The following is a 20,077-nucleotide window of genomic DNA, read 5'->3' on the forward strand; positions in this document are numbered from 1 at the left end:
GTTTTGATTTTGGGGATTAATAAAGATGGTTGATCGCGCAAACAGCCTGGCGCTGCCGGAAAACCGCGTGGTCCAGGTCGACGACCTGACGGTGCGCTTCGTGGGTTCCGAGCGCACGGTCGAAGCCGTGCGCAACCTGTCGTTCCATGTGGACCGGGGTGAAACCCTGGCCATCGTGGGCGAATCGGGTTCGGGCAAATCGGTGACGTCCCTGGCGCTCATGCGTCTGGTGGAACATGGCGGTGGGCGCATCGCCCAGGGCCACATGGCGCTGCGCCGCCGCAACGGTTCCGTGATCGACCTGGCCAATTCCAGCCAGCGCGTCATGCGTAATGTGCGCGGCGCCGACATGGCCATGATTTTCCAGGAGCCGATGACGTCGCTGAACCCGGTGTTCACCGCCGGTGACCAGATCGCCGAATCGATCCGCCAGCACCAGGGCAAGGACGCCGCCGCCGCGCGCGCCGAAGCGCTGCGCATGCTGGAACAGGTGCGCATCCCGGAAGCCAAGTCCGTGCTGGACCGCTACCCGCATCAACTGTCGGGCGGCATGCGCCAACGCGTGATGATCGCCATGGCGCTGGCCTGCAAGCCCGCGCTGCTGATCGCCGACGAACCGACCACGGCGCTGGATGTCACCATCCAGGCGCAGATCCTGCAACTGATCCGTCAGCTTCAGGAAGAAATGCACATGGGCGTGGTGTTCATCACCCACGACATGGGCGTGGTGGCTGAAGTGGCCGACCGCGTGTTGGTCATGTACCGCGGCGACAAGGTTGAAGAAGGCCCGTCTGAACAAGTGTTCTCGGCGCCGCAGCACACCTACACCAAGGCGCTGCTGTCGGCCGTGCCCAAGCTGGGCGCCATGGAAGGCACCGATCTGCCCGCGCGCTTCCCGCTGCTGCAAGTGGAGGGCCAGGCCCAGCCCGTGGCCGAGCCTGGCATCACCAGCACGCAGGAAGTGCCGGCCGCCAAGCGCGAACCGATTCTGTCGGTGCGCAACCTGGTGACCCGCTTTGACCTGCGCGGCGGCATTCTCAGCCGCGTGCAGCGCCGCGTGCACGCGGTCGAACAGGTCAGCTTCGACCTGTACCCCGGCGAAACGCTGTCGTTGGTGGGCGAGTCCGGTTGTGGCAAGTCCACCACCGGCCGGTCGCTGCTGCGCCTGGTCGATAGCCAGGCGGGCGAGATCAAGTTCGGCGGGCGCGACATCGTCAGCCTGAAGAACAACGAATTGCAGTCCCTGCGCCGCGACATCCAGTTCGTGTTCCAGGACCCGTTCGCCTCGCTGGATCCGCGCGTCACCGTCGGCTTCTCGATCATGGAGCCGCTGCTGGTGCACGGCGTGGCCAAGGGCAAGGAAGCCGAACGCCGCGTGTCGGAATTGCTGGAACGCGTGGGCCTGCCGCCTGAAATGGCGCAGCGCTATCCGCATGAATTCTCGGGCGGCCAACGCCAGCGCATCTGCATCGCGCGCGCGCTGGCGCTGAACCCCAAGGTCGTGATCGCGGACGAGTCGGTGTCGGCGCTGGACGTGTCGATTCAAGCCCAGATCGTGAACCTGCTGATCGACCTGCAACGCGACATGGGCATTTCGTTCCTGTTCATCTCGCACGATATGGCCGTGGTGGAACGCGTCAGCCACCGCGTGGCGGTGATGTACCTGGGCCAGATCGTTGAGATCGGCCCGCGCCGCGCCATCTTTGAAAATCCGCAGCACCCGTACACCAAGAAGCTGATGTCGGCCGTGCCGATCGCCGATCCGGCGCGTCGCCACCTGAAGCGCACCTTGTTGTCCGATGAAATCCCCAGCCCGATCCGCAAGCTCGGCGACGAGCCGGTGGTGCAGCCGCTGGTGCAGGTTGGAACCGATCACTTCGTTGCCCGCCATCCGGTCGGCGGCGCGTATTGATTCCGTTGTCGTACCTATTTTTCTTCCACCAAACCCCCTAATTCCGTTTTGGAACCAGGAGTTGCAATGATGAAAGTTCTGCGCCCCACCAAGCTGATGGCCGCCGCCGCGGTGGCCTTCGGTGTGCTCACTTCGCCGTTGGCGCACGCTGCCAAGGACGTGACGTTTGCCGTCTCCATCGCACTGGAAACGCTTGATCCGTACAACACCAACAGCACGCTGAACCAGGCTGCCGGCAAGGCCTACTACGAAGGCCTGTTCGAATTCGACAAAGACCTGAAGGTCCAGAAGGTGCTGGCCACCGACTACACCGTCAGCGAAGACGGCCTGGTCTACACGTTCAAGCTGCGTCCCGGCGTGAAGTTCCACGACGGCACCGACTTCAATGCCGAAGCGGTCAAGATCAACTTCGATCGTCCGGCCAACCCGGAAAACCGCCTGTCGCGCTACATCCAGTTCAGCGTCATCGACAAGACCGAAGTGGTTGACCCGATGACCATCAAGATCACGTTGAAGAAGCCGTTCTCGGCCTTCATCAACGCGCTGGCCCACCCGGCCGCCATGATGATCTCGCCGGCCGCGCTGGCCAAGTACGGCAAGGAAATCGGTTTCCACCCGGTGGGCACCGGCCCGTTCGAATTCGTCGAATGGAAGCCGGCCGAATACCTGAAGGTCAAGAAGTTCGACGGCTACTGGAAGAAGGGCTACCCCAAGGTCGACACGCTGACCTTCCGTACCGTGACCGACAACAACACCCGCGCCGCCGTGGTGCAGACGGGCGAAGCGCAGTTCGCCTTCCCGGTGCCGTTCGAACAAGCCGCCGTGCTCAAGAAGAACGACAAGCTGGACGTGGTCGATCACCAGAACTCGATCATGGCCCGCTACCTGTCGATGAACACGCAGCAAAAGCCGTTCGACAACGTCAAGGTGCGCGAAGCCATCAACTACGCCATCAACAAGGAAGCGCTGGCCAAGGTCGCCTTCTCGGGTTACGCCACCATTGTGGACGGCGTGGTGCCCAAGGGCGTGGACTTTGCCCACAAGACCGGCCCGTGGCCGTACGACATCAAGAAGGCCAAGGCGCTGCTGGCTGAAGCCGGCTACCCCAATGGCTTCGAAAGCACCCTGTGGTCCGCCTATAACGACGGCACCTCGGTGAAGGTGGTTCAGTTCCTGCAACAGCAGCTGGCGCAAGTCGGCATCAAGGTGCAGGTTGAAGTGCTGGAATCGGGTCAGCGCGTGCAGCGTGTGCAGCAAGTGCAGAAGCCGGAAGATGCCAAGGTTCGCATGTACTACGCCGGCTGGTCGTCCTCGACCGGTGAAGCCGATTGGGGCCTGCGTCCGCTGTTGACCACCGCCGCTTTCCCGCCGGTGCTGAACAACGTGTCGTACTACTCGAACAAGGCGGTGGACGACGGCGTTCAGGAAGCCTTGGCCACGACCGACCGCGCCAAGAAGACTGAAATCTACAAGGGCGTTCAGGAAACCATCTGGAAGGACGCCCCGTGGGCCTTCCTGGTGACCCAGAACAACCTGTACGTGAAGTCCAAGAACCTGTCGGGCGTGTACGTGGAACCGGACACCTCGTTCTGGTTCGGCGACATCGACCTGAAGCAGTAAACCTAGCAGTCACTCTTGGGGCCTTCGGGCCCTTGTAAGGCCACATACGGCGGGGGCGCGGTGTCCCCGCCGATGTTGCAGGAATTTCAATGCTGACCTACATCGTCAAACGTCTTCTGGGCATGATCCCCACGCTGCTGCTGGTAGCCGTGGTCGTGTTCCTGTTTGTGCACATGCTTCCGGGCGACCCGGCGCGACTGGCCGCGGGCCAGGAGGCCGACCAGCAAACCGTTGAGCTCGTGCGCAAGGAACTTGGGCTGGATCTGCCCCTGCCGCAGCAGTTCGTGCGCTACTTCAGCCACATGCTGCAAGGCGACCTGGGTACCTCGCTGCGTACCAAGCGCCCCGTCTCGACCGAGATTTCCGACCGTTTCATGCCCACGCTGTGGCTGACGCTTGCCAGCATGGTGTGGTCCGTGACCTTCGGCATGATCATCGGGATCGTGTCGGCGGTCTGGCGCAATCGCTGGCCTGACCGACTTGGCATGACGCTGGCGGTGTCGGGCATTTCGTTCCCCGCGTTCGCGCTGGGCATGATGCTGATGCAGGTGTTCTCCGTGAACCTGGGCTGGCTGCCGACCGTGGGCGCCTCGACCTGGCAACACTACATCCTGCCGTCCATCACGCTGGGCGCCGCGGTGGCCGCCGTGATGGCGCGCTTTACCCGCGCTTCGTTCGTGGAAGTCATCCAGGAAGACTTCGTGCGCACGGCCCGGGCCAAGGGCCTGACCGAGCGCCGCGTCGTCATCAAGCACGCGCTGCGCAACGCGCTGATTCCCGTAGTCACCATGATGGGCTTGCAGTTCGGCTTCTTGCTGGGCGGCTCGATCGTGGTGGAAACCGTCTTCAACTGGCCCGGCCTTGGCCGCCTGCTGGTTGATGCCGTGACCCAGCGGGACTATCCCGTGATCCAGGGCCTGGTGCTGCTGTTCTCGCTGGAATTCATTTTGATCAACCTGATTGTCGACGTGCTCTATGGCGTCATCAATCCCAGCATCCGTTACAAGTGAGGCGGCCATGAGCAATCCGACACCCGCCACGATGGTCGCCGCCGTTCCGAAGAACGACGTGCGCACGCCCGCCACCGAGTTCTGGCGCAAATTCAAGAAGCAGAAGCTGGCCGTGGGCGCCGGCATGTTCGTGCTGTTGCTGGTTGTGGTCGCGGCGTTTGCGCCGTGGATCGTGCCCTTCGACCCCGAGAATTTCTTCGACTACGACGCGCTTAACGCCGGCCCGTCGCTGACCCACTGGCTGGGCGTGGATTCGCTGGGCCGCGACATCTTCAGCCGCATTGTCATGGGCGCGCGGATCTCGCTGGCCGCGGGCTTCCTGTCGGTGGCCATGGGCGCCATCGTCGGCACCTTCATGGGCTTGATGGCCGGTTACTACGAAGGCTGGTGGGAACGCATCACGATGCGTATCTCGGACGTGCTGCTGGCGTTTCCGGGCATGCTGCTGGCGATTGGCGTGGTGGCCATCCTGGGTTCCAGCATGGTCAACGTGATCGTGGCCGTGGCCGTGTTCAGCGTGCCGGCGTTTGCCCGCCTGGTGCGCGGCAACACGCTGTCGATCAAGCAGATGACGTATGTCGAAGCCGTCAAGAGCGTGGGCGCGTCCGACTGGACGATCATCATGCGCCACATCCTGCCCGGCACGATCTCGCCGATCGTGGTGTACGGCACGATGCGTATCGGCACGTCGATCATCACCGCCGCCAGCCTGTCGTTCCTGGGCATGGGCGCATCGCCTCCGACGCCCGAGTGGGGCGCCATGCTGAACGAGGCGCGCGCCGACATGGTCATCGCTCCGCACGTGGCCATCTTCCCGGCCCTGGCGATCTTCCTGACGGTGTTGGCGTTCAACCTGCTGGGCGACGGCCTGCGCGACGCGCTCGATCCGAAGATCGACCGCAAGTGATACCCGCGGGTAAATAGGAAAGCCCTGCCGCCGGGCCGGCGGGCCGCCGGAGCGCCGGACCGCCGGAGCGCCGGACCGCCCAAAGCGGCGCGGCGGGGGGGCACTATCCGCGCCGTCGCCCCTTCCCGAAGGGCGGCGGCGTTTTGCATTAAGGAGCGTGGCAACACGCGGCAATCATGAACAAACAAGCGCTGGATATGCCCCGCATCGGCGTACTGCCGTCAGGGCCGCTGGATTCAATTTGCGACGTCGGCGACGTCACCGTCGGCCATCACACGCTGGCCGACGGCGCGCAGCAGACGGGCGTCACCGTCGTGCGCCCACATGCTCGCGACCCATTTCTGGACAAGGTTCCTGCCTCGGCAACCGTGCTGAACGGCTTTGGCAAAAGCACGGGCCTAGTCCAGGTACAAGAGCTGGGCGTGCTGGAAACCCCCATCGCGCTGACCAACACTTTTGGCGTGGGCACCGTCGCCAACGCGCAGATCCGCCAGGCCATCGCGGCCAACCCCGAGATCGGCCGCGGCATGGCCACCGTGAACCCGCTGGTGTTCGAATGCAATGACGGCTATTTGAACGACATCCAGGCGCTGGCCGTGCAGGAATCGCATTACGCCGACGCTTATGCCAGCGCCGCGAAATCGTTTGCGCAGGGGGCGGTAGGCGCCGGGCGCGGCATGTCGTGCTTCTCGTTCAAGGGGGGTATCGGGTCGGCATCCCGCGTGGCGTCCATCCAGCCCGGCCTGCGTCACACCGTTGGCGCGCTGGTGCTGGCCAACTTCGGCCGCTTGCCCAACCTGACCGTGGCGGGCCGCCCGTTTGGGCGTCGTCTGGCCGACCAGCTGGACCAGGGCTTGGCACAGCAAGGCGAGAACGCCGCGATTGTGCCGGAGAAGGGCTCCATCATCTTGCTGCTGGCTACCGACGCGCCGCTGGACTCGCGCCAATTGCGCCGCTTGTCGCTGCGCGCGGGCGCGGGCCTGGCGCGCACCGGGTCCGTGTTCGGCCACGGCAGCGGCGACATCGCGCTGGCTTTTTCCACCGCGTACACCGTGCCGCAATTGGCCGAACAGCCGATGCCCGCCGTGGCGATGCTGCACGAAACCCGTATCGACCCCTTGTTCGAAGCCGCCGCCGAGGCCTGCGAACAAGCCATCATCGCCGCGCTGTGGCACGCCGACGCCGTGACCGGGCGCAGCGGCCATCACCGCGCGGCCATCCGCGACGCAGCGCCGCAGTGGCGCCAATGGCTGTCCGACTCCGCATTCTGAATCCTTGAAGGCTGACCCCATGAAGATCCTGATTTCCACCGATATCGAAGGCGTCGCCGGCGTCTTTCACGCCGAGCAAGTCCGCGCCGGCAATGGCGAATACGAGCGCGCCCGCGCCTGGATGACCGCCGAGGCCAACGCGGCCGTGCAAGGCGCCATTGCTGGTGGCGCCGAAGAAATCCTGGTCAACGATTCGCACGGCGGGTTTCGCAACCTGCTGCCCGATGGCCTGGACGAACGCGCGCGCCTGGTGCTGGGCAAGCCGCGCTACCTGGGCATGATGGGCGGCTTGGAAGAGGGCTGCGATGCCGTCTTCATGATCGGCTACCACTCGCGTTCGCAAGGGCGAGGCATCCTGGCGCACACGATCAACAGCTTTGCCTTCGCGCGCGTGCTGATCAACGGCATGGAGCTGGGCGAAGCGGGCCTGTACGGCGCGCTGGCCGGCGAAATGGGCGTGCCCGTGATCCTGGGCACGGGCGACGACGTGTTCATCGCGGAAACGCGCGACACGTTCCCCGGCGCTGAATGGGTGCAGACCAAAGTGGCGCACGGCCAGGGCAGCGGCGTGACCTTGTCGCCCGCCGCCTCGCGCCGCGCCATCGCCGCCGCGGCCGAAACCGCGGTGCGCAAGCTCAAGAGCGAGGCCACTTCCGCCGCCGATCCGAAACCCGTTCCTTTCCGCATTCCCGCCCCTATAGAATGCCGGTTGCAGACACAGAGCGCGGCGCTGGCCGACCTGTTCTGCATGTGGCCCACGCTGGAACGCGTGGACGGCGTCACCGTGCGATTCAACGTGGATAGCATGCAGTCGGCCGTCCGCACGTTGAACAGCCTGGCCGCCATGTCTTTCATGTTGCGCTAAGGATCCCATCCCCCATGTCTAGCACCGACGCCCGTATCGCCCAACTGCGGCAGGCCATGAGCCGCCGCGGCCTGTCCGCCTATATCGTCCCGTCCTCGGACCCGCACCTGTCCGAGTATCTGCCGGCACGCTGGCAAGGGCGGCGCTGGCTGTCGGGCTTCACGGGGTCGGTTGGCACGCTGGTCGTCACGGCGGACTTTGCCGGACTGTGGGTGGACAGCCGCTACTGGGTGCAGGCCGAGACGCAACTGGCCGGCACCGGCGTGCAGTTGATGAAGATTGCGCTGGCGTCCACGCCCGGCCATGTCGACTGGCTGGCCGCCAACACCCGCGCGGGCGATGTCATCGGCGTGGACGGCCAGGTGCTGGGCCTGGGCGCGTTTCGCGCCTTGTCGGCCGCTGCCGCCAAGTCCGGCGCCACGCTGGAAATCCGCATAGACCTGCTGGACGACATCTGGACCGACCGCGCCGGCCTGCCCGACGCAAGGATCTATGAGCACGTCGCGCCCGAAGCCTGCGTGGCCCGCGCCGACAAGCTGGCCCAGGTGCGCGACGCCATGCGCGCGCACGGCGCCGATGTGCATTTCATCTGCACGGTGGACGACATTGCCTGGCTGCTGAACCTGCGTGGCGCGGACGTGGACTACAACCCGGTGTTCGTTGGCCATGCGCTGATCGGCCTGGACCACGCCACGCTGTTCGTGGCGGACGGCAAGATCGACGACGCCCTGCGCGCCACGCTGGCCGCCGATGGCGTCGAAGTGGCGGGCTATGCGCAGGCCGCCGACGCCTTGGCCTCGCTGGAACTGGACCAGACCTTGCTGATCGATCCGGCGCGTGTGACCTGCGGCGTGTTCCACGCCATGGACCCCGCTGTGCCGCGCATTGAAGCAATCAACCCGTCCACCTTGCTCAAGTCGCGCAAGACGGATGCCGAACTGGCCCATGTGCGCCAGGCGATGGCGCAAGACGGCGCCGCATTGTGTGAATTCTTTTCCTGGTTTGAAGGCGCGCTGGGCAAGGAAACCATTACCGAACTGACGATCGACGAGCAGATCACCGCCGCCCGCGCCCGCCGCCCGGCTTACGTCTGCCCCAGCTTTGCCACCATCGCCGGCTTCAACGCCAACGGCGCCATGCCGCATTACCGCGCCACGCCGCAATCGCATGCCACCATCGAAGGCGATGGCCTGTTGCTGATCGATTCGGGCGGCCAGTACCTGGGCGGCACCACCGACATCACGCGCGTGGTCGCGGTGGGCACGCCCAGCGCCGATCAGAAAGTGGACTTCACGCTGGTGCTCAAGGGCATGATCGCGTTGTCGCGCGCGTCGTTCCCGCGCGGCACGCCGTCGCCCATGCTGGACGCCATTGCTCGCGCGCCCATCTGGGAAGGCGGGGCGGAATACGGCCATGGCACCGGTCACGGCGTGGGCTATTTCCTGAACGTGCACGAAGGCCCGCAAGTGATCTCGTACCGCGCCATGCCGGGCCCGCACACCGCGATGGAGCCGGGCATGATCACGTCGAACGAACCCGGTATCTATCGCCCGGGCCGTTGGGGCGTGCGCATTGAAAACCTGGTTGCGAACCGCAGCTGGCTGACGTCGGAACTGGGCGAATTCCTGTGCTTTGAAACGCTGACGCTATGCCCGATCGACACGCGCTGCATCGAGGTGTCGCTGATGCGCGCCGACGAAATCGCGTGGCTGAACGACTATCACAAGACGGTGTTCGAGCGACTGTCGCCGCTGGTGCAAGGCGAGGCCCTGGCCTGGCTTGAACGCAGCACCGCGCCGATCAGCGCATAGGACGGTCGCCAGGCGGGGGCAGGCGACAACGCTCAGGCCGACTTCGCCGCCTGCCTGGCGCCCCAGTACAGCGCCAGGGCGCCGGCCATGCACCCCATCACCAGCAGCGCGGCGTAGATTGCCAGCACGGCAGCGCTTGCCGAATAAGACTGCGCGGCGCGCATCATCTGGCTCCATGTCATGGCGTTGACGGCCAGATAGGCCAGGCCGATGCCGGCCGCCTGCGCCAACCAGAAGGCCAGGCTGCCATGGGCCACCGCGCGCCCCATCCGGGCGCGGCCGATGTGGCGCGGCAAAGCCTTCAGGCACGTGACGACGCACAGCGCAAGCAGCAGCGCGGGCAGCACCAGATAGCCCAACACGAAGGCCGTCCAACCGGCATCCAGAAACATCATTTGCAGGTAACCGCCCGCGGCGATCGATACGGTCAACTGCCAGGCCAGCATGGACAACCCGGCGATCCAGGCCGCATGCCGCCGACCGTAGGCGGGTGCGCCCGGCGCGCCCTTGCGTTGCACGGTCCAGGCAGCGATGCGCACGACCAGGCACATGCCGACGATTTCCAGCACGATATTCACGACGCGAAACAGCAGGGCCATGGTCAGGAACTGGCCGGTCAGCTCGAGGCCGAACTGCTGGGTCAGCGCGCCGCGGTTCTCCATGACGAAGTGCATGCCCACGTTGTGCAGGTAGGCGGTGGCGGCCGACACCATCAAGGTGTAGATCAGCTGCAAGGCGATGAAGGTGCCGAACAGCTTGCGCGGCTCGTCCACCGCCGTGGTGTTGTGGCGGCGCAGCCAGCCGTGCATCGTGCCCCACACGGTCAACCCGACCATGACGGCGGACGCCAGGATGTTGGTCAGCAGCGGCATCAGGTATTGCGGCTGGCTGTACATCTCGCGCATTTGGTCGAATTGCGGCAAGGCCAGCATGGTGTAGCCCTGCACCAGCGCACCATAAGCCAGGCGCACGATGACGGCGGTCAACGCCAGGCGCCAGGCAAGCGAAGCGGGGCCATGGGTCGAAGCAGGGGCCGCGGGAGGGGATGTCGGGGAAGGCGGCGCGGAGGCAGGAAACGTGGAAGGGGTCATCGACGGTGGCGGAAGGTTGAGAAAAGCGGGGTCGAAAATTAGGGATCGAACATATCACGGCGCCTTCGGGCCACGTGAATGCGGCGCGCCAGGGCGGGCATTTGAGTGCTGCCAAATGTTACGCGTCATCGCTAGGGGAAAACCCAAATAACTTCCGCCTCCCGGCTATAATCCAAATTTCCCGCACGCGCCCGCTCGTCCCGGGTGCTCATTACGATGACCAAATACGTATTTGTCACCGGCGGAGTGGTGTCTTCCCTGGGCAAGGGCATCGCCGCTGCGTCGCTCGCCGCCATTCTCGAGTCGCGTGGTTTGCAGGTCACCATGCTGAAGCTCGATCCGTACATCAACGTCGATCCGGGCACGATGAGCCCCTTCCAGCACGGTGAAGTGTTCGTCACGGAAGACGGCGCCGAAACCGATCTGGACTTGGGCCACTACGAGCGTTTCATTTCCGCTCGCATGCACAAGGTGAACAACTTCACCACCGGGCAGATCTACGAATCGGTGCTGCGCAAGGAACGGCGTGGCGACTACCTGGGCAAAACTGTCCAGGTGATTCCGCACATCACCAACGAAATCCAGGACTTCATCGCCCGTGGCGCCGAAGCGGGCTGGAACGGCAACACGGACGTCGCCATCGTCGAAATCGGCGGCACCGTGGGCGACATCGAGTCCCTGCCTTTCCTGGAAGCCGCGCGCCAGATGAGCCTGCGCATGGGCCGCAACAACGCGGCCTTCGTGCACCTGACCCTGGTGCCGTTCATCGCTTCCGCCGGCGAACTCAAGACCAAGCCTACGCAGCATTCGGTCCAGAAGCTGCGCGAAATCGGTATCTACCCGAACGCGCTGCTGTGCCGCGCCGACCGTCCCATCCCGGACGACGAGCGCGCCAAGATCTCGATGTTCTCGAACGTGCCGCTGGACGCCGTCATCTCGGTCTGGGATGCCGATTCCATCTACAAGATTCCCGCCATGCTGCACAAGCAAGGCGTGGACAACATCGTCTGCGAAGCGCTGGGCCTGACCCCGCCGCCGGCTGATCTGTCCATGTGGGACAACCTGGTCGAAGCGCTGGAGCACCCGCAGCACCAGTTGACGATCGGCATGGTCGGCAAGTACGTCGACCTGACCGAATCGTACAAGTCGCTGACGGAAGCGCTGGTTCACGCCGGCATCCACACGCGCTCGAAGATCAACATCGAATACATCGATTCCGAAGACATCGAAACCCGCGGCACCGACCAACTGAAGCATCTGGACGCCATTCTGGTCCCGGGCGGCTTCGGCAAGCGCGGCACCGAAGGCAAGATCGCCGCGATCCGCTACGCCCGTGAAAACGGCGTGCCGTATCTGGGCATCTGCCTGGGCATGCAACTGGCCGTCATCGAGTTCGCGCGCCACGTCGCCGGCCTGGGCGGCGCCAACAGCACGGAATTCGACCCGTCGGCGCCCCATCCGGTGGTGGCACTGATCACCGAATGGATGGACCGCGAAGGCAAGGTCGAAAAGCGCGACAATTCGTCCGACCTGGGCGGCACCATGCGCAAGGGCGCGCAGCGCGTGCCGATCAAGCCGGGCACCCGCGCGCAGACCATCTACGGCGACGAAGTGAACGAGCGTCACCGTCACCGCTACGAGGTCAACAACGTCTACGTGCCGCGACTGGAAGAGTCCGGCATGGTGATCAGCGCCCGCACGCCGACCGAAAACCTGCCGGAAATGATGGAATTGCCCGACCACCCGTGGTTCGTGGGCGTGCAGTTCCACCCGGAGTTCACGTCGACCCCGCGTGATGGCCACCCGTTGTTCTCCAGCTATATCCGCGCCGCCATCGAGCAGAAGTCTCGTCGCGGTCAGGAGGCGTAATGCCGGTTCGCGGTCTCGAGTTCCGTAAGCGGATCCTCGGGGCCGCGGCCCATTTCTCCAGCGCCGCACTAGGCGGCGGCGCTTCTTTCGGATACAACCAATTAGCATCGGACAGGTGTCGCCAGGCCGCTTTGCGCGACACTGGCGGCTTTGCCGTATCCGGCGCCCACCCCCTTTCAACGCCACTGCTCTGAAGGAACCCCATGAGTGCTTACATCATCGCCGAAGTCACGGTGACCAAGCCCGCGCAATACGAGGACTACAAGCGTCTGTCCACGCTCGCCATGCGCGCGTACGATGCCAAGGTCCTGGTGCGGGGCGGTGAGACCAAGCACCTTGAGGGCCGTAAGCCTGGCCGCACCGTCGTCATGGAATTTCCGTCGATGACCGCCGCCCAGGCCTTCTACGACTCCTGGCAGTACCGCCGTGCCCGCAACGCCCGCGAGGGCGCGGCCGTCATGAATATGTTTATCGTTCAGGGAATGTAAAGTCATGAGTGCAATCGTCGACATCATCGGCCGCGAGATTCTGGATTCGCGCGGCAACCCCACCGTGGAATGCGATGTGCTGCTGGAATCCGGCGCCATGGGCCGTGCGGCCGTGCCGTCCGGCGCATCCACCGGCGCCCGCGAAGCCATCGAGCTGCGCGACGGGGACAAGAGCCGTTATCTGGGCAAGGGCGTGCTGCGCGCCGTTGAGAACCTGAATACGGAAATCTCCGAAGCCTTGATGGGCCTGGACGCCCAGGAACAGACCTTCGTCGATCGCACCTTGATCGAGCTGGACGGCACCGAGTCCAAGGAACGCCTGGGCGCCAACGCGATCCTGGCGGCCAGCATGGCCGTGGCCCGCGCCGCCGCCGACGAATCTGGCCTGTCGCTGTACCGCTATTTCGGCGGCAGCGGCCCCATGAGCATGCCCGTGCCGATGATGAACGTCATCAACGGCGGCGCGCACGCGAACAACACGCTGGACCTGCAAGAACTGATGATTCTGCCGGTGGGCGCGGGCAGCTTCCGCGAAGCCCTGCGTTGGGGCGCTGAAGTCTTCCACATGCTGAAAAAGCTGATCCACGGCCAGGGCATGTCCACGGCCGTTGGCGACGAAGGCGGCTTTGCCCCCAACGTCCCCAGCCATGAAGCCGCCATCCAGCTGATCCTGAAGGCCATCACCGAAGCCGGCTACGAGCCGGGCACGCAGATCGCCCTGGGCCTGGATTGCGCCAGCTCGGAGTTCTACCGCGACGGCAAGTACACGCTGGCCGGCGAAGGCGGCATCTCGCTGTCCTCGCAGGAATTCACCAACCTGCTGGCCACCTGGTGCGACAAGTACCCCATCATCTCGATCGAAGACGGCATGGCCGAAAATGATTGGGACGGCTGGAAGTTGTTGACCGACCAGTTGGGCAAGAAGGTGCAATTGGTGGGCGACGACCTGTTCGTCACCAACACCAAGATCCTGCGTGAGGGCATCCAGAAGGGCGTGGCCAACTCGATCCTCATCAAGATCAACCAGATCGGCACGCTGACCGAAACCTTCGCCGCCATCGAAATGGCCAAGCGCGCCGGCTACACCGCCGTCGTGTCGCACCGTTCGGGCGAAACCGAAGATTCCACCATCGCCGACATCGCCGTGGCGACCAACGCCATGCAGATCAAGACGGGTTCGCTGTCCCGTTCGGATCGCATGTCCAAGTACAACCAGCTGCTGCGTATCGAAGAAGAGCTGGCTGAAGTGGCGTCGTATCCTGGCCTGGAAGCTTTCTACAACCTGCGTTGATGGGAAGCGCGATGGCGACGCCCGGCGCCGCCATCGCATCCGCGCCACGACTGCTCTGAGGGTTCTCGCGTATGCGCCTGTTGTTCCTGGTGCTGTTCGTGCTGGTAGGCTTGATCCAATACCCGCTTTGGCTGGGTAAGGGCGGCTGGTTCAAGGTCTGGGATTTGCAACGCCAAGTGGCCGAGCAGCGCGAGACCAACGAAGGCCTGCGCGCGCGTAACGCCGCGCTGGAAGCCGAAGTGCGAGACCTTGAAGGCGGCTCTGGCGCCATTGAAGAGCGCGCCCGCGGCGAGTTGGGCATGATGCGCGACGGTGAAGTGTTTGTTCACATCCTGCCGCAGAATGCGCAGCCGCCCGCCGGTGGCGCTACGCTGGCGACCGACGCTGCCACCAAGCCCGCCACGCCGGCCCGCACCAGCGCCCCGGCAGCTAAGCCGCCGGCTGCTCGCGCCACACCCGCCGCCGCACCGAAGCCTGCCAACAGCACGCGTCAGTAAGCTTGCGGCGGCCGGCAACGGCTTGCTGGTCGTTGACAGCTGATCGCCGGTAACTCATAGCCGGTAACTCATAGCCGCTAACTCATAGCCGCTAACTCATAGCCGATAGCTCATAGCCGATGCCCCGCGTCAATCGCAGCGGGCATCGCGGCATGCTCCCATCACGATTTCCGCCGACCTTGGCCGCGCGCCCGTCCAATCGACCGGGTGCGTGTGCATCTCCATTTCCAGTTCAACGTGAATCGGCAACAACCCATGCCTGCGAGCCACGCCCGCATAGCTGGCGTCGTTGCGCCCCAGCGCGGCGAGCACCGCTCGTACGGGGAACAGCCAAGGCTTGTGCAGATAAGTCAGCCGCAGCTTCAGGGTGTTGGCGTCGAAGATGGTGGCCGCGCCGGGGCGCGGCGGTCGCCTGGCGTGCTGCAAGTCCTGGTAGTCGTTGTCGATGGCGCGTCGACCGGGCGCGGCCGGGACGGCCAGGTCCTTGCGGCCATGGTCGCGGAACATCCTGACATTGGGCTGCAAGACTTCAATTCGCCACGCGCCAAGGCCCGTGCCCGCCGAGGCGTCGGCATGTGCGCGCGCCAGCCTGCGCCTCGCACCGGCTTCGCCGTCGGCGCCGGCATGCAGGGCCAGCAAGCCTTGAATGAAGGCATCGCGCATAGGGGCCGGTTGCGCATGGGCCGTGGCGCCGGCGCGCGCGGCTTCCATCAGCGCGACGTGCGCCATTTGGCGCACGGCTTGCCAGCGTGCTGCTTCAATGCCCAGCAGGCCCATCAGCAACACCATGGCGCCCGCCACGGCGAATTCAATGGCGGCGGCGCCCCGCTGGCGCGAGGCGGCAAAGAAAAAGGCGGTCATGGCTGCGCAGTGTGGCGCGGGCATGACCGCCTGTCGATACGGACAATCCGAGGTGATGAACATGTCCCGCAGGGCGGGACGCGGCGCTATCAGTGCACCGTGGGCGGCGCGTCGTCGGCGGCAGGCTGGTTGGGCGAGAACAACGTGGCGCAATCCACGGCGTCGAACTTATAGGGCTTGCCACAGAAGTCGCATGACACATCCACCTGGCCGCGCTCGGCCAGGACGCTGTTGACCTCTTCTTCGCCCAGCGAACGCAGCATGCTGGCGACGCGCTCGCGCGTGCAAGGGCAATGCCAGCGCACGGGCGCCGGGTCGAACGCCAGCAAGGTGTCTTCCCAGAACAGGCGATGGATCAAGGTGTCGATGTCGGCTTCCAGCACTTCGTCGCGCTTGAGCGTGCTGGCCAGGGCGACCACACGGTCCCAGGTTTCGGCGGCGGCTTGCTCGGTCAACAGTGGGGCGTCGGTGCCACCATGGAACGGCAGGCGTTGCACCAGCATGCCGGCGGCGTTGTCGGCATCGGCGGCCAGCCACAAGCGCGTGTCCAGCTGTTCGGAGGCCTTCATGTAGTGTTGCAGCGCTTCTGCCACCGTGTCGCCTTCCAGCGGCACAATGCCCTGGTAGGTTTGCTGGCCCGGCAGCTTGCGCTGCGGGTCCAGCACGACGATGAAGCGGCCGTTGCCGCCCGGGTTCAGCAGACTTTGCATGGTGCCATCGGACGGCACTTCGTGGCCTTCGCGCACTTTGACGGTGGCGCGCAGGCTCAGGTCAGAACGGCATTCCACCACCAGCAGGGCGATGGGGCCGTCGCCCTGGATCTGAAGCACCAGCGAGCCATCGAATTTGATGTTGGCGGCAAGCAGGGTAGAAGCCGCCACCAATTCGCCCAGCAGATGGGTGATGGCGGGCGGGTAGTCGTGGTTGGCCTGGACGGCCTTCCAGGTCGCGTCCAGGCGGACGGCCTGGATGCGGACGCTGCGGTCTTCGGTAAGGTATTTTTTGAGCTGATCGGTCATGGGGGAATGTTAGCCGATCAGGCCACCCAATTCCCCCTGCTGCCAGCAGGGCTACGGCAACTGCCCCGGGCGCTCAGGCCAGGCGCTTGAGGGCCGTCTTGTAGTGTTGGCCGCGCGCCACGTAATGGGCGGTGTTCTTGTGCAGATTGGCGATTTCTTCTTCGGACAGTTCGCGCACGATCTTGCCGATGCCGATCACCAATGAGTTGTCAGGAATGACGCGGTCTTCCGGGATGATGGCGCCGGCGCCGATCAGGCAGTTGCGCCCGATCACCGCGTTGTTCAGCACGATGGCCTGCATGCCCACCAGCGCGCCTTCGTGGATGGTGCAGCCGTGCAACATGGCCTGATGGCCCACGGTGACATTCGGGCCGATGGTCATGGGACAGCCGCTATCGACGTGCAGGACGCTGGATTCCTGGATATTGGTGCCATGGCGGATCAGGATGGCGTCGTTGTCGCCCCGGATCGACACGTGCGACCAGATGCTGACGCCGGCTTCCAGCGTGACATTGCCGATGATGTCGGCGCTGTCGGCGACATAGGCGGCGGGGTCGATGCGGGGGATCAGGTCGTCAAGCTGGTAGATGGGCATTGCCTAGGTTTCCGATAATTTTTCTGGGCCCGCAGGGGCAGGCGCGACGTTCTCGGCCGGTGCGGCGGCGTCGGCGAGGCCGGGCGTGGCGGCGGGCGAGGATGGTGGCGTGGGCGATTTCGGCACGGCGGCGGGCGTGGCGGGCGCGGACACCTTGGACGTATCGGCGGGTGCGGACGGCTTGGGCGCTGGCGGCGCGGCGGTGGGCGCTGGGGGCGTGGACGCCTTCGGTGCCACGGTTGCCGCGTGCGTCGCGACCGTCGCAGGTGCCCCGGTCGCCACAGGCGCCGCTGCCGGTGCCGTCGCCGCGATGTGCGCGCGCTCTTGCTCGCGTTGGCGCAGGATGCGGCGTTGGATCTTCCCGGTCGTGGTCATCGGCAATTCGTCGACGAACTCGATCTCTTTCGGGTATTCGTACGGCGCCAGGCGCTCACGAACATGCTCTTGCAGGTTTTCGATGATCTCGCCGCGGTCACGCTGGGCGAATTCGGGCGTCAGCACGACATAGGCCTTGACCAGCGCGCCCCGTTCGGCGTCCGGCTTGGGCACCACGGCGGCGTTGGCCACGGCGGGGTGGCCGACCAGGCAGCTTTCGATTTCGCCGGGGCCGATGCGGTAACCGGCCGACTTGAACACGTCATCGGCACGCCCGGCGTACCAAAGGTAGCCGTCCGCGTCGACGGTGGCCAGGTCGCCCGTCAGGCACCAGTCGCCCTTGAATTTGGCTTGGGTGGCGGCTTCGTTGCGCCAATAGCCCAGGAACATCACGGGGTCGGGAAAGCCGTGGATGTCCAGCCGGTTGACGGCAATTTCCCCGGTTTCACCAGGCGCCACCGGCTGCCCATCGTCGTTCAGCACCGCCACCTGATGGCCGGGATAGGGGCGGCCCATGCTGCCCGCGCGGGCGGGCCAGCGCTTCTGGCTATTGCCCACCACGTAGTTCATTTCGGTTTGTCCAAACATCTCGTTGGGCGTCACGCCCAGCGCCGACTGGCACCATTCAAATACCGTTTCCCCCACGCTTTCGCCCGCACTCATGATCGAACGCAGCGCCAGCTGGTAATGGTCGCGGGGCTGGGGCACCGCCTTCATCATCATTTTCAGCGCCGTGGGAAACAGGAAAGTATTGGTGACCTGGTAGCGCTCCATGAGCTCAAACGCGCGCTCGGGCGAAAAGCGGCCGCGCGTGCCCACAATGGGATGGCCGAAATACAGGGTCGGCAACAGCGCATCCATCATGCCGCCCGTCCAGGCCCAATCGGCTGGCGACCAGAACACGTCGCCAGGCTTGGGGAACCAGTCTTGCGAGGCGACGAAGCCCGGCAGGTTGCCGATCAACACGCTGTGGGGCAGTAGCGCGCCCTTGGGCGCGCCGGTGGTGCCTGACGTATAGAGCAGAATGGCCGGGTCCGACGAACGCGTCGGCACGGCCTTGAATTCGTTGGGTTGGCGGGCAAGCAGGCTGCGCCACGGCAGCACCCGCTCGTCAGCGAAGCCGATGCCGATGATCTGTTGCAGGTTGGGGCAGTTGTCGCTGACGGCCAGCAGATTGGCGCTGGAAGCGTGGTCCACGATGGCGACCCGGGTTTCGGAGTCGCGCAAACGGGCTTCCAGTGCCTCGGGGCCGAACAGTGCCGACAGGGGTAAGACGACGCCGCCTACGGTGTAGATGGCCATGTGGGCCACCACCGTTTCCGGCCGTTGCCCCAGCACCACACCGACGCGATCGCCCCGGCCCACGCCCATCTTCACCAGGCCGTTGGCCAGCTGATTGACGGCTTCGGCCAGGCGGGCATAGGTCCAGACTTCGCGGTTGCCCGATTCGTCTTCGTAGTAGATGGCGATGCGCCGCGCATCCGGACTACTGGATGCCCAGCGGTGGCAGCACGCTTCCGCGATGTTGAACTGGGTGGGAACCAGCCAGCGGAATGTTTGGTAGAGCGCCTGATATTGGTCGTTCATGGCCCTATGTTGTAAGCATGTTGCAGCTGCGTGAACGGGCCGGCTCGCCCGTTGCCTCAGATGCAAGCATGACCTAGAGGGCCGTGAACTGCAATATCCCCGTTGCGTAATGGGGACGCATACGGGTTATCACGGGTGTTTGCTTTGGCGGCGAAGCGCTGAGGGCAGGGCGGGTAGTGACAGCGATCGCGGGGGGCGGGCAGTGGGCTCGGCCTGGCGTTCGGCCTGGATGGCGGCCCAGTCCAGCAGCTGCAACTGGCCATCGTGGGTCTCCGCCAGCGCCGACAGGCTTTCGACCCAGTCGCCGTCATTGCAGTAGAGGATGCCGCCGACGTCTCGCAATTCCGCCTTGTGGATGTGGCCGCAGACCACGCCGTCCAGGCCCCGCCGACGCGCCTCACCGGCCAGCGCTTCTTCGAAGTCGGTAATGAACGACACCGCGTTCTTGACCTTGTGCTTCAAATATTGCGACAGCGACCAGTAGTGCAGCCCCAGGCGATGCCGCAGCCGGTTGAAGTGGTGGTTGATCCACAGGGCCAGCTGATAAAGCCCGTCGCCCAGGTGGGCCAACCAGCGGCTGTGCTGGATGACGCCGTCGAATTGGTCGCCGTGCAGCACCAGCAGCCGCAAGCCTTTGGCGGTGACGTGCACGTCTTCATCCAGGATTTCAATGTCGCCGAACGCGTAGCCCGCAAATTCCCGCGCGAATTCGTCGTGGTTGCCGGGGATGAACACGACCCGCGTGCCGTTGCGCGCCTTGCGCAGGATGCGTTGAATGACGTCGTTGTGCGCGCGCGGCCAGTGCCAGTGCTTGCGCAGTTGCCAGCCGTCGACGATGTCGCCCACCAGATACAGGGTGTCCGAGTCGTTGTGGTCCAGGAAATCAAGCAGGAATTCCGCCTTGCACCCGGCAGTGCCCAGGTGAATATCGGAAATCCAAAGGGCACGCCAGTGCGCGGGGCGGATTTCGTTCACGGTCGCTTCCATGTGGGCTGTCGTCATGCCTTG

Annotated in this window: 16 protein-coding genes and 1 pseudogene; 11 read left to right on the forward strand and 6 right to left on the reverse strand. The window is 64.9% G+C overall.

Translation table 11 applies throughout. The annotated features are described in order from the left end of the window. The first annotated feature begins 25 nt into the window (after positions 1–25). The 7 genes from YH64_RS00915 to YH64_RS00945 all read left to right on the forward strand — a co-directional run bounded on the left by YH64_RS00915 (position 26) and on the right by YH64_RS00945 (position 9,396). Positions 26–1,912: a dipeptide ABC transporter ATP-binding protein gene (locus YH64_RS00915; RefSeq protein WP_046802638.1), complete on the forward strand. Its 1,887-nt coding sequence runs from the start codon at positions 26–28 to the stop codon at positions 1,910–1,912. A gap of 66 nt (positions 1,913–1,978) precedes the next feature. Beyond that, the gene (gsiB, locus tag YH64_RS00920) at positions 1,979–3,532 is read left to right on the forward strand and encodes a glutathione ABC transporter substrate-binding protein GsiB (RefSeq protein ID WP_046802639.1); all 1,554 of its coding nucleotides are present in this window, start codon (positions 1,979–1,981) and stop codon (positions 3,530–3,532) included. An 89-nt stretch (positions 3,533–3,621) separates the two neighbouring features. After that, on the forward strand, positions 3,622–4,542 hold the full coding sequence (gsiC, locus tag YH64_RS00925) for a glutathione ABC transporter permease GsiC (protein ID WP_046802640.1): 921 nt from the start codon (positions 3,622–3,624) through the stop codon (positions 4,540–4,542). 7 nt (positions 4,543–4,549) lie between these two features. Next, positions 4,550–5,449 (forward strand): glutathione ABC transporter permease GsiD, encoded by a 900-nt coding sequence (gsiD, locus tag YH64_RS00930; protein ID WP_046802641.1) that lies wholly within the window; start codon positions 4,550–4,552, stop codon positions 5,447–5,449. Between the two features lie 176 nt (positions 5,450–5,625). Continuing rightward, positions 5,626–6,720: a P1 family peptidase gene (locus YH64_RS00935; RefSeq protein ID WP_046802642.1), complete on the forward strand. Its 1,095-nt coding sequence runs from the start codon at positions 5,626–5,628 to the stop codon at positions 6,718–6,720. 19 nt (positions 6,721–6,739) lie between these two features. After that, positions 6,740–7,585 carry a M55 family metallopeptidase gene (locus tag YH64_RS00940; RefSeq protein WP_046802643.1) on the forward strand — a complete coding sequence of 282 codons (846 nt, stop codon included), beginning with the start codon at positions 6,740–6,742 and terminating at the stop codon, positions 7,583–7,585. A 14-nt stretch (positions 7,586–7,599) separates the two neighbouring features. After that, positions 7,600–9,396: an aminopeptidase P family protein gene (locus YH64_RS00945; protein WP_046802644.1), complete on the forward strand. Its 1,797-nt coding sequence runs from the start codon at positions 7,600–7,602 to the stop codon at positions 9,394–9,396. A 32-nt stretch (positions 9,397–9,428) separates the two neighbouring features. On the opposite strand, the gene YH64_RS00950 is transcribed toward YH64_RS00945, so the two are convergent. Continuing rightward, entirely contained in the window at positions 9,429–10,382 is a 954-nt protein-coding gene (locus tag YH64_RS00950; protein WP_223264780.1) for a hypothetical protein, read from the reverse strand. A gap of 321 nt (positions 10,383–10,703) precedes the next feature. On the opposite strand from YH64_RS00950, the gene YH64_RS00955 reads away from it, so the two are divergent. The 4 genes from YH64_RS00955 to ftsB all read left to right on the forward strand — a co-directional run bounded on the left by YH64_RS00955 (position 10,704) and on the right by ftsB (position 14,632). Next, positions 10,704–12,356 (forward strand): CTP synthase, encoded by a 1,653-nt coding sequence (locus tag YH64_RS00955; RefSeq protein WP_046802645.1) that lies wholly within the window; start codon positions 10,704–10,706, stop codon positions 12,354–12,356. Positions 12,357–12,559: 203 nt separating this feature from the next. Beyond that, the gene (locus YH64_RS00965; protein ID WP_046802646.1) at positions 12,560–12,844 is read left to right on the forward strand and encodes a DUF1330 domain-containing protein; all 285 of its coding nucleotides are present in this window, start codon (positions 12,560–12,562) and stop codon (positions 12,842–12,844) included. Between the two features lie 4 nt (positions 12,845–12,848). After that, positions 12,849–14,135 carry a phosphopyruvate hydratase gene (gene eno, locus YH64_RS00970; protein ID WP_046802647.1) on the forward strand — a complete coding sequence of 429 codons (1,287 nt, stop codon included), beginning with the start codon at positions 12,849–12,851 and terminating at the stop codon, positions 14,133–14,135. A 71-nt stretch (positions 14,136–14,206) separates the two neighbouring features. Further along, positions 14,207–14,632: a cell division protein FtsB gene (gene ftsB, locus YH64_RS00975; RefSeq protein WP_046802648.1), complete on the forward strand. Its 426-nt coding sequence runs from the start codon at positions 14,207–14,209 to the stop codon at positions 14,630–14,632. Positions 14,633–14,761: 129 nt separating this feature from the next. Here the strand turns inward: ftsB and YH64_RS00980 are convergent, their stop codons facing one another. From YH64_RS00980 to YH64_RS01000, 5 genes and pseudogenes are all read right to left on the reverse strand, one after another. Then, on the reverse strand, positions 14,762–15,493 hold the full coding sequence (locus YH64_RS00980) for a TadE/TadG family type IV pilus assembly protein (RefSeq protein WP_046802649.1): 732 nt from the start codon (positions 15,491–15,493) through the stop codon (positions 14,762–14,764). Positions 15,494–15,582: 89 nt separating this feature from the next. Then, positions 15,583–16,512 (reverse strand): Hsp33 family molecular chaperone HslO, encoded by a 930-nt coding sequence (hslO, locus tag YH64_RS00985; RefSeq protein ID WP_046802650.1) that lies wholly within the window; start codon positions 16,510–16,512, stop codon positions 15,583–15,585. A gap of 73 nt (positions 16,513–16,585) precedes the next feature. Then, positions 16,586–17,107, reverse strand: a complete 522-nt coding sequence (locus YH64_RS00990) for a gamma carbonic anhydrase family protein (RefSeq protein ID WP_006218111.1) — start codon at positions 17,105–17,107, stop codon at positions 16,586–16,588. A 315-nt stretch (positions 17,108–17,422) separates the two neighbouring features. After that, positions 17,423–19,069, reverse strand: a pseudogene (locus tag YH64_RS00995) (acyl-CoA synthetase); the annotation flags it as partial. Positions 19,070–19,198: 129 nt separating this feature from the next. Further along, the gene (locus tag YH64_RS01000; RefSeq protein ID WP_120154333.1) at positions 19,199–20,071 is read right to left on the reverse strand and encodes a UDP-2,3-diacylglucosamine diphosphatase; all 873 of its coding nucleotides are present in this window, start codon (positions 20,069–20,071) and stop codon (positions 19,199–19,201) included. Positions 20,072–20,077: the final 6 nt, after the last annotated feature.

This window comes from Achromobacter sp. LC458, assembly GCF_001005835.2.
GTDB classification, from domain to species: domain Bacteria; phylum Pseudomonadota; class Gammaproteobacteria; order Burkholderiales; family Burkholderiaceae_B; genus Achromobacter; species Achromobacter spanius_B.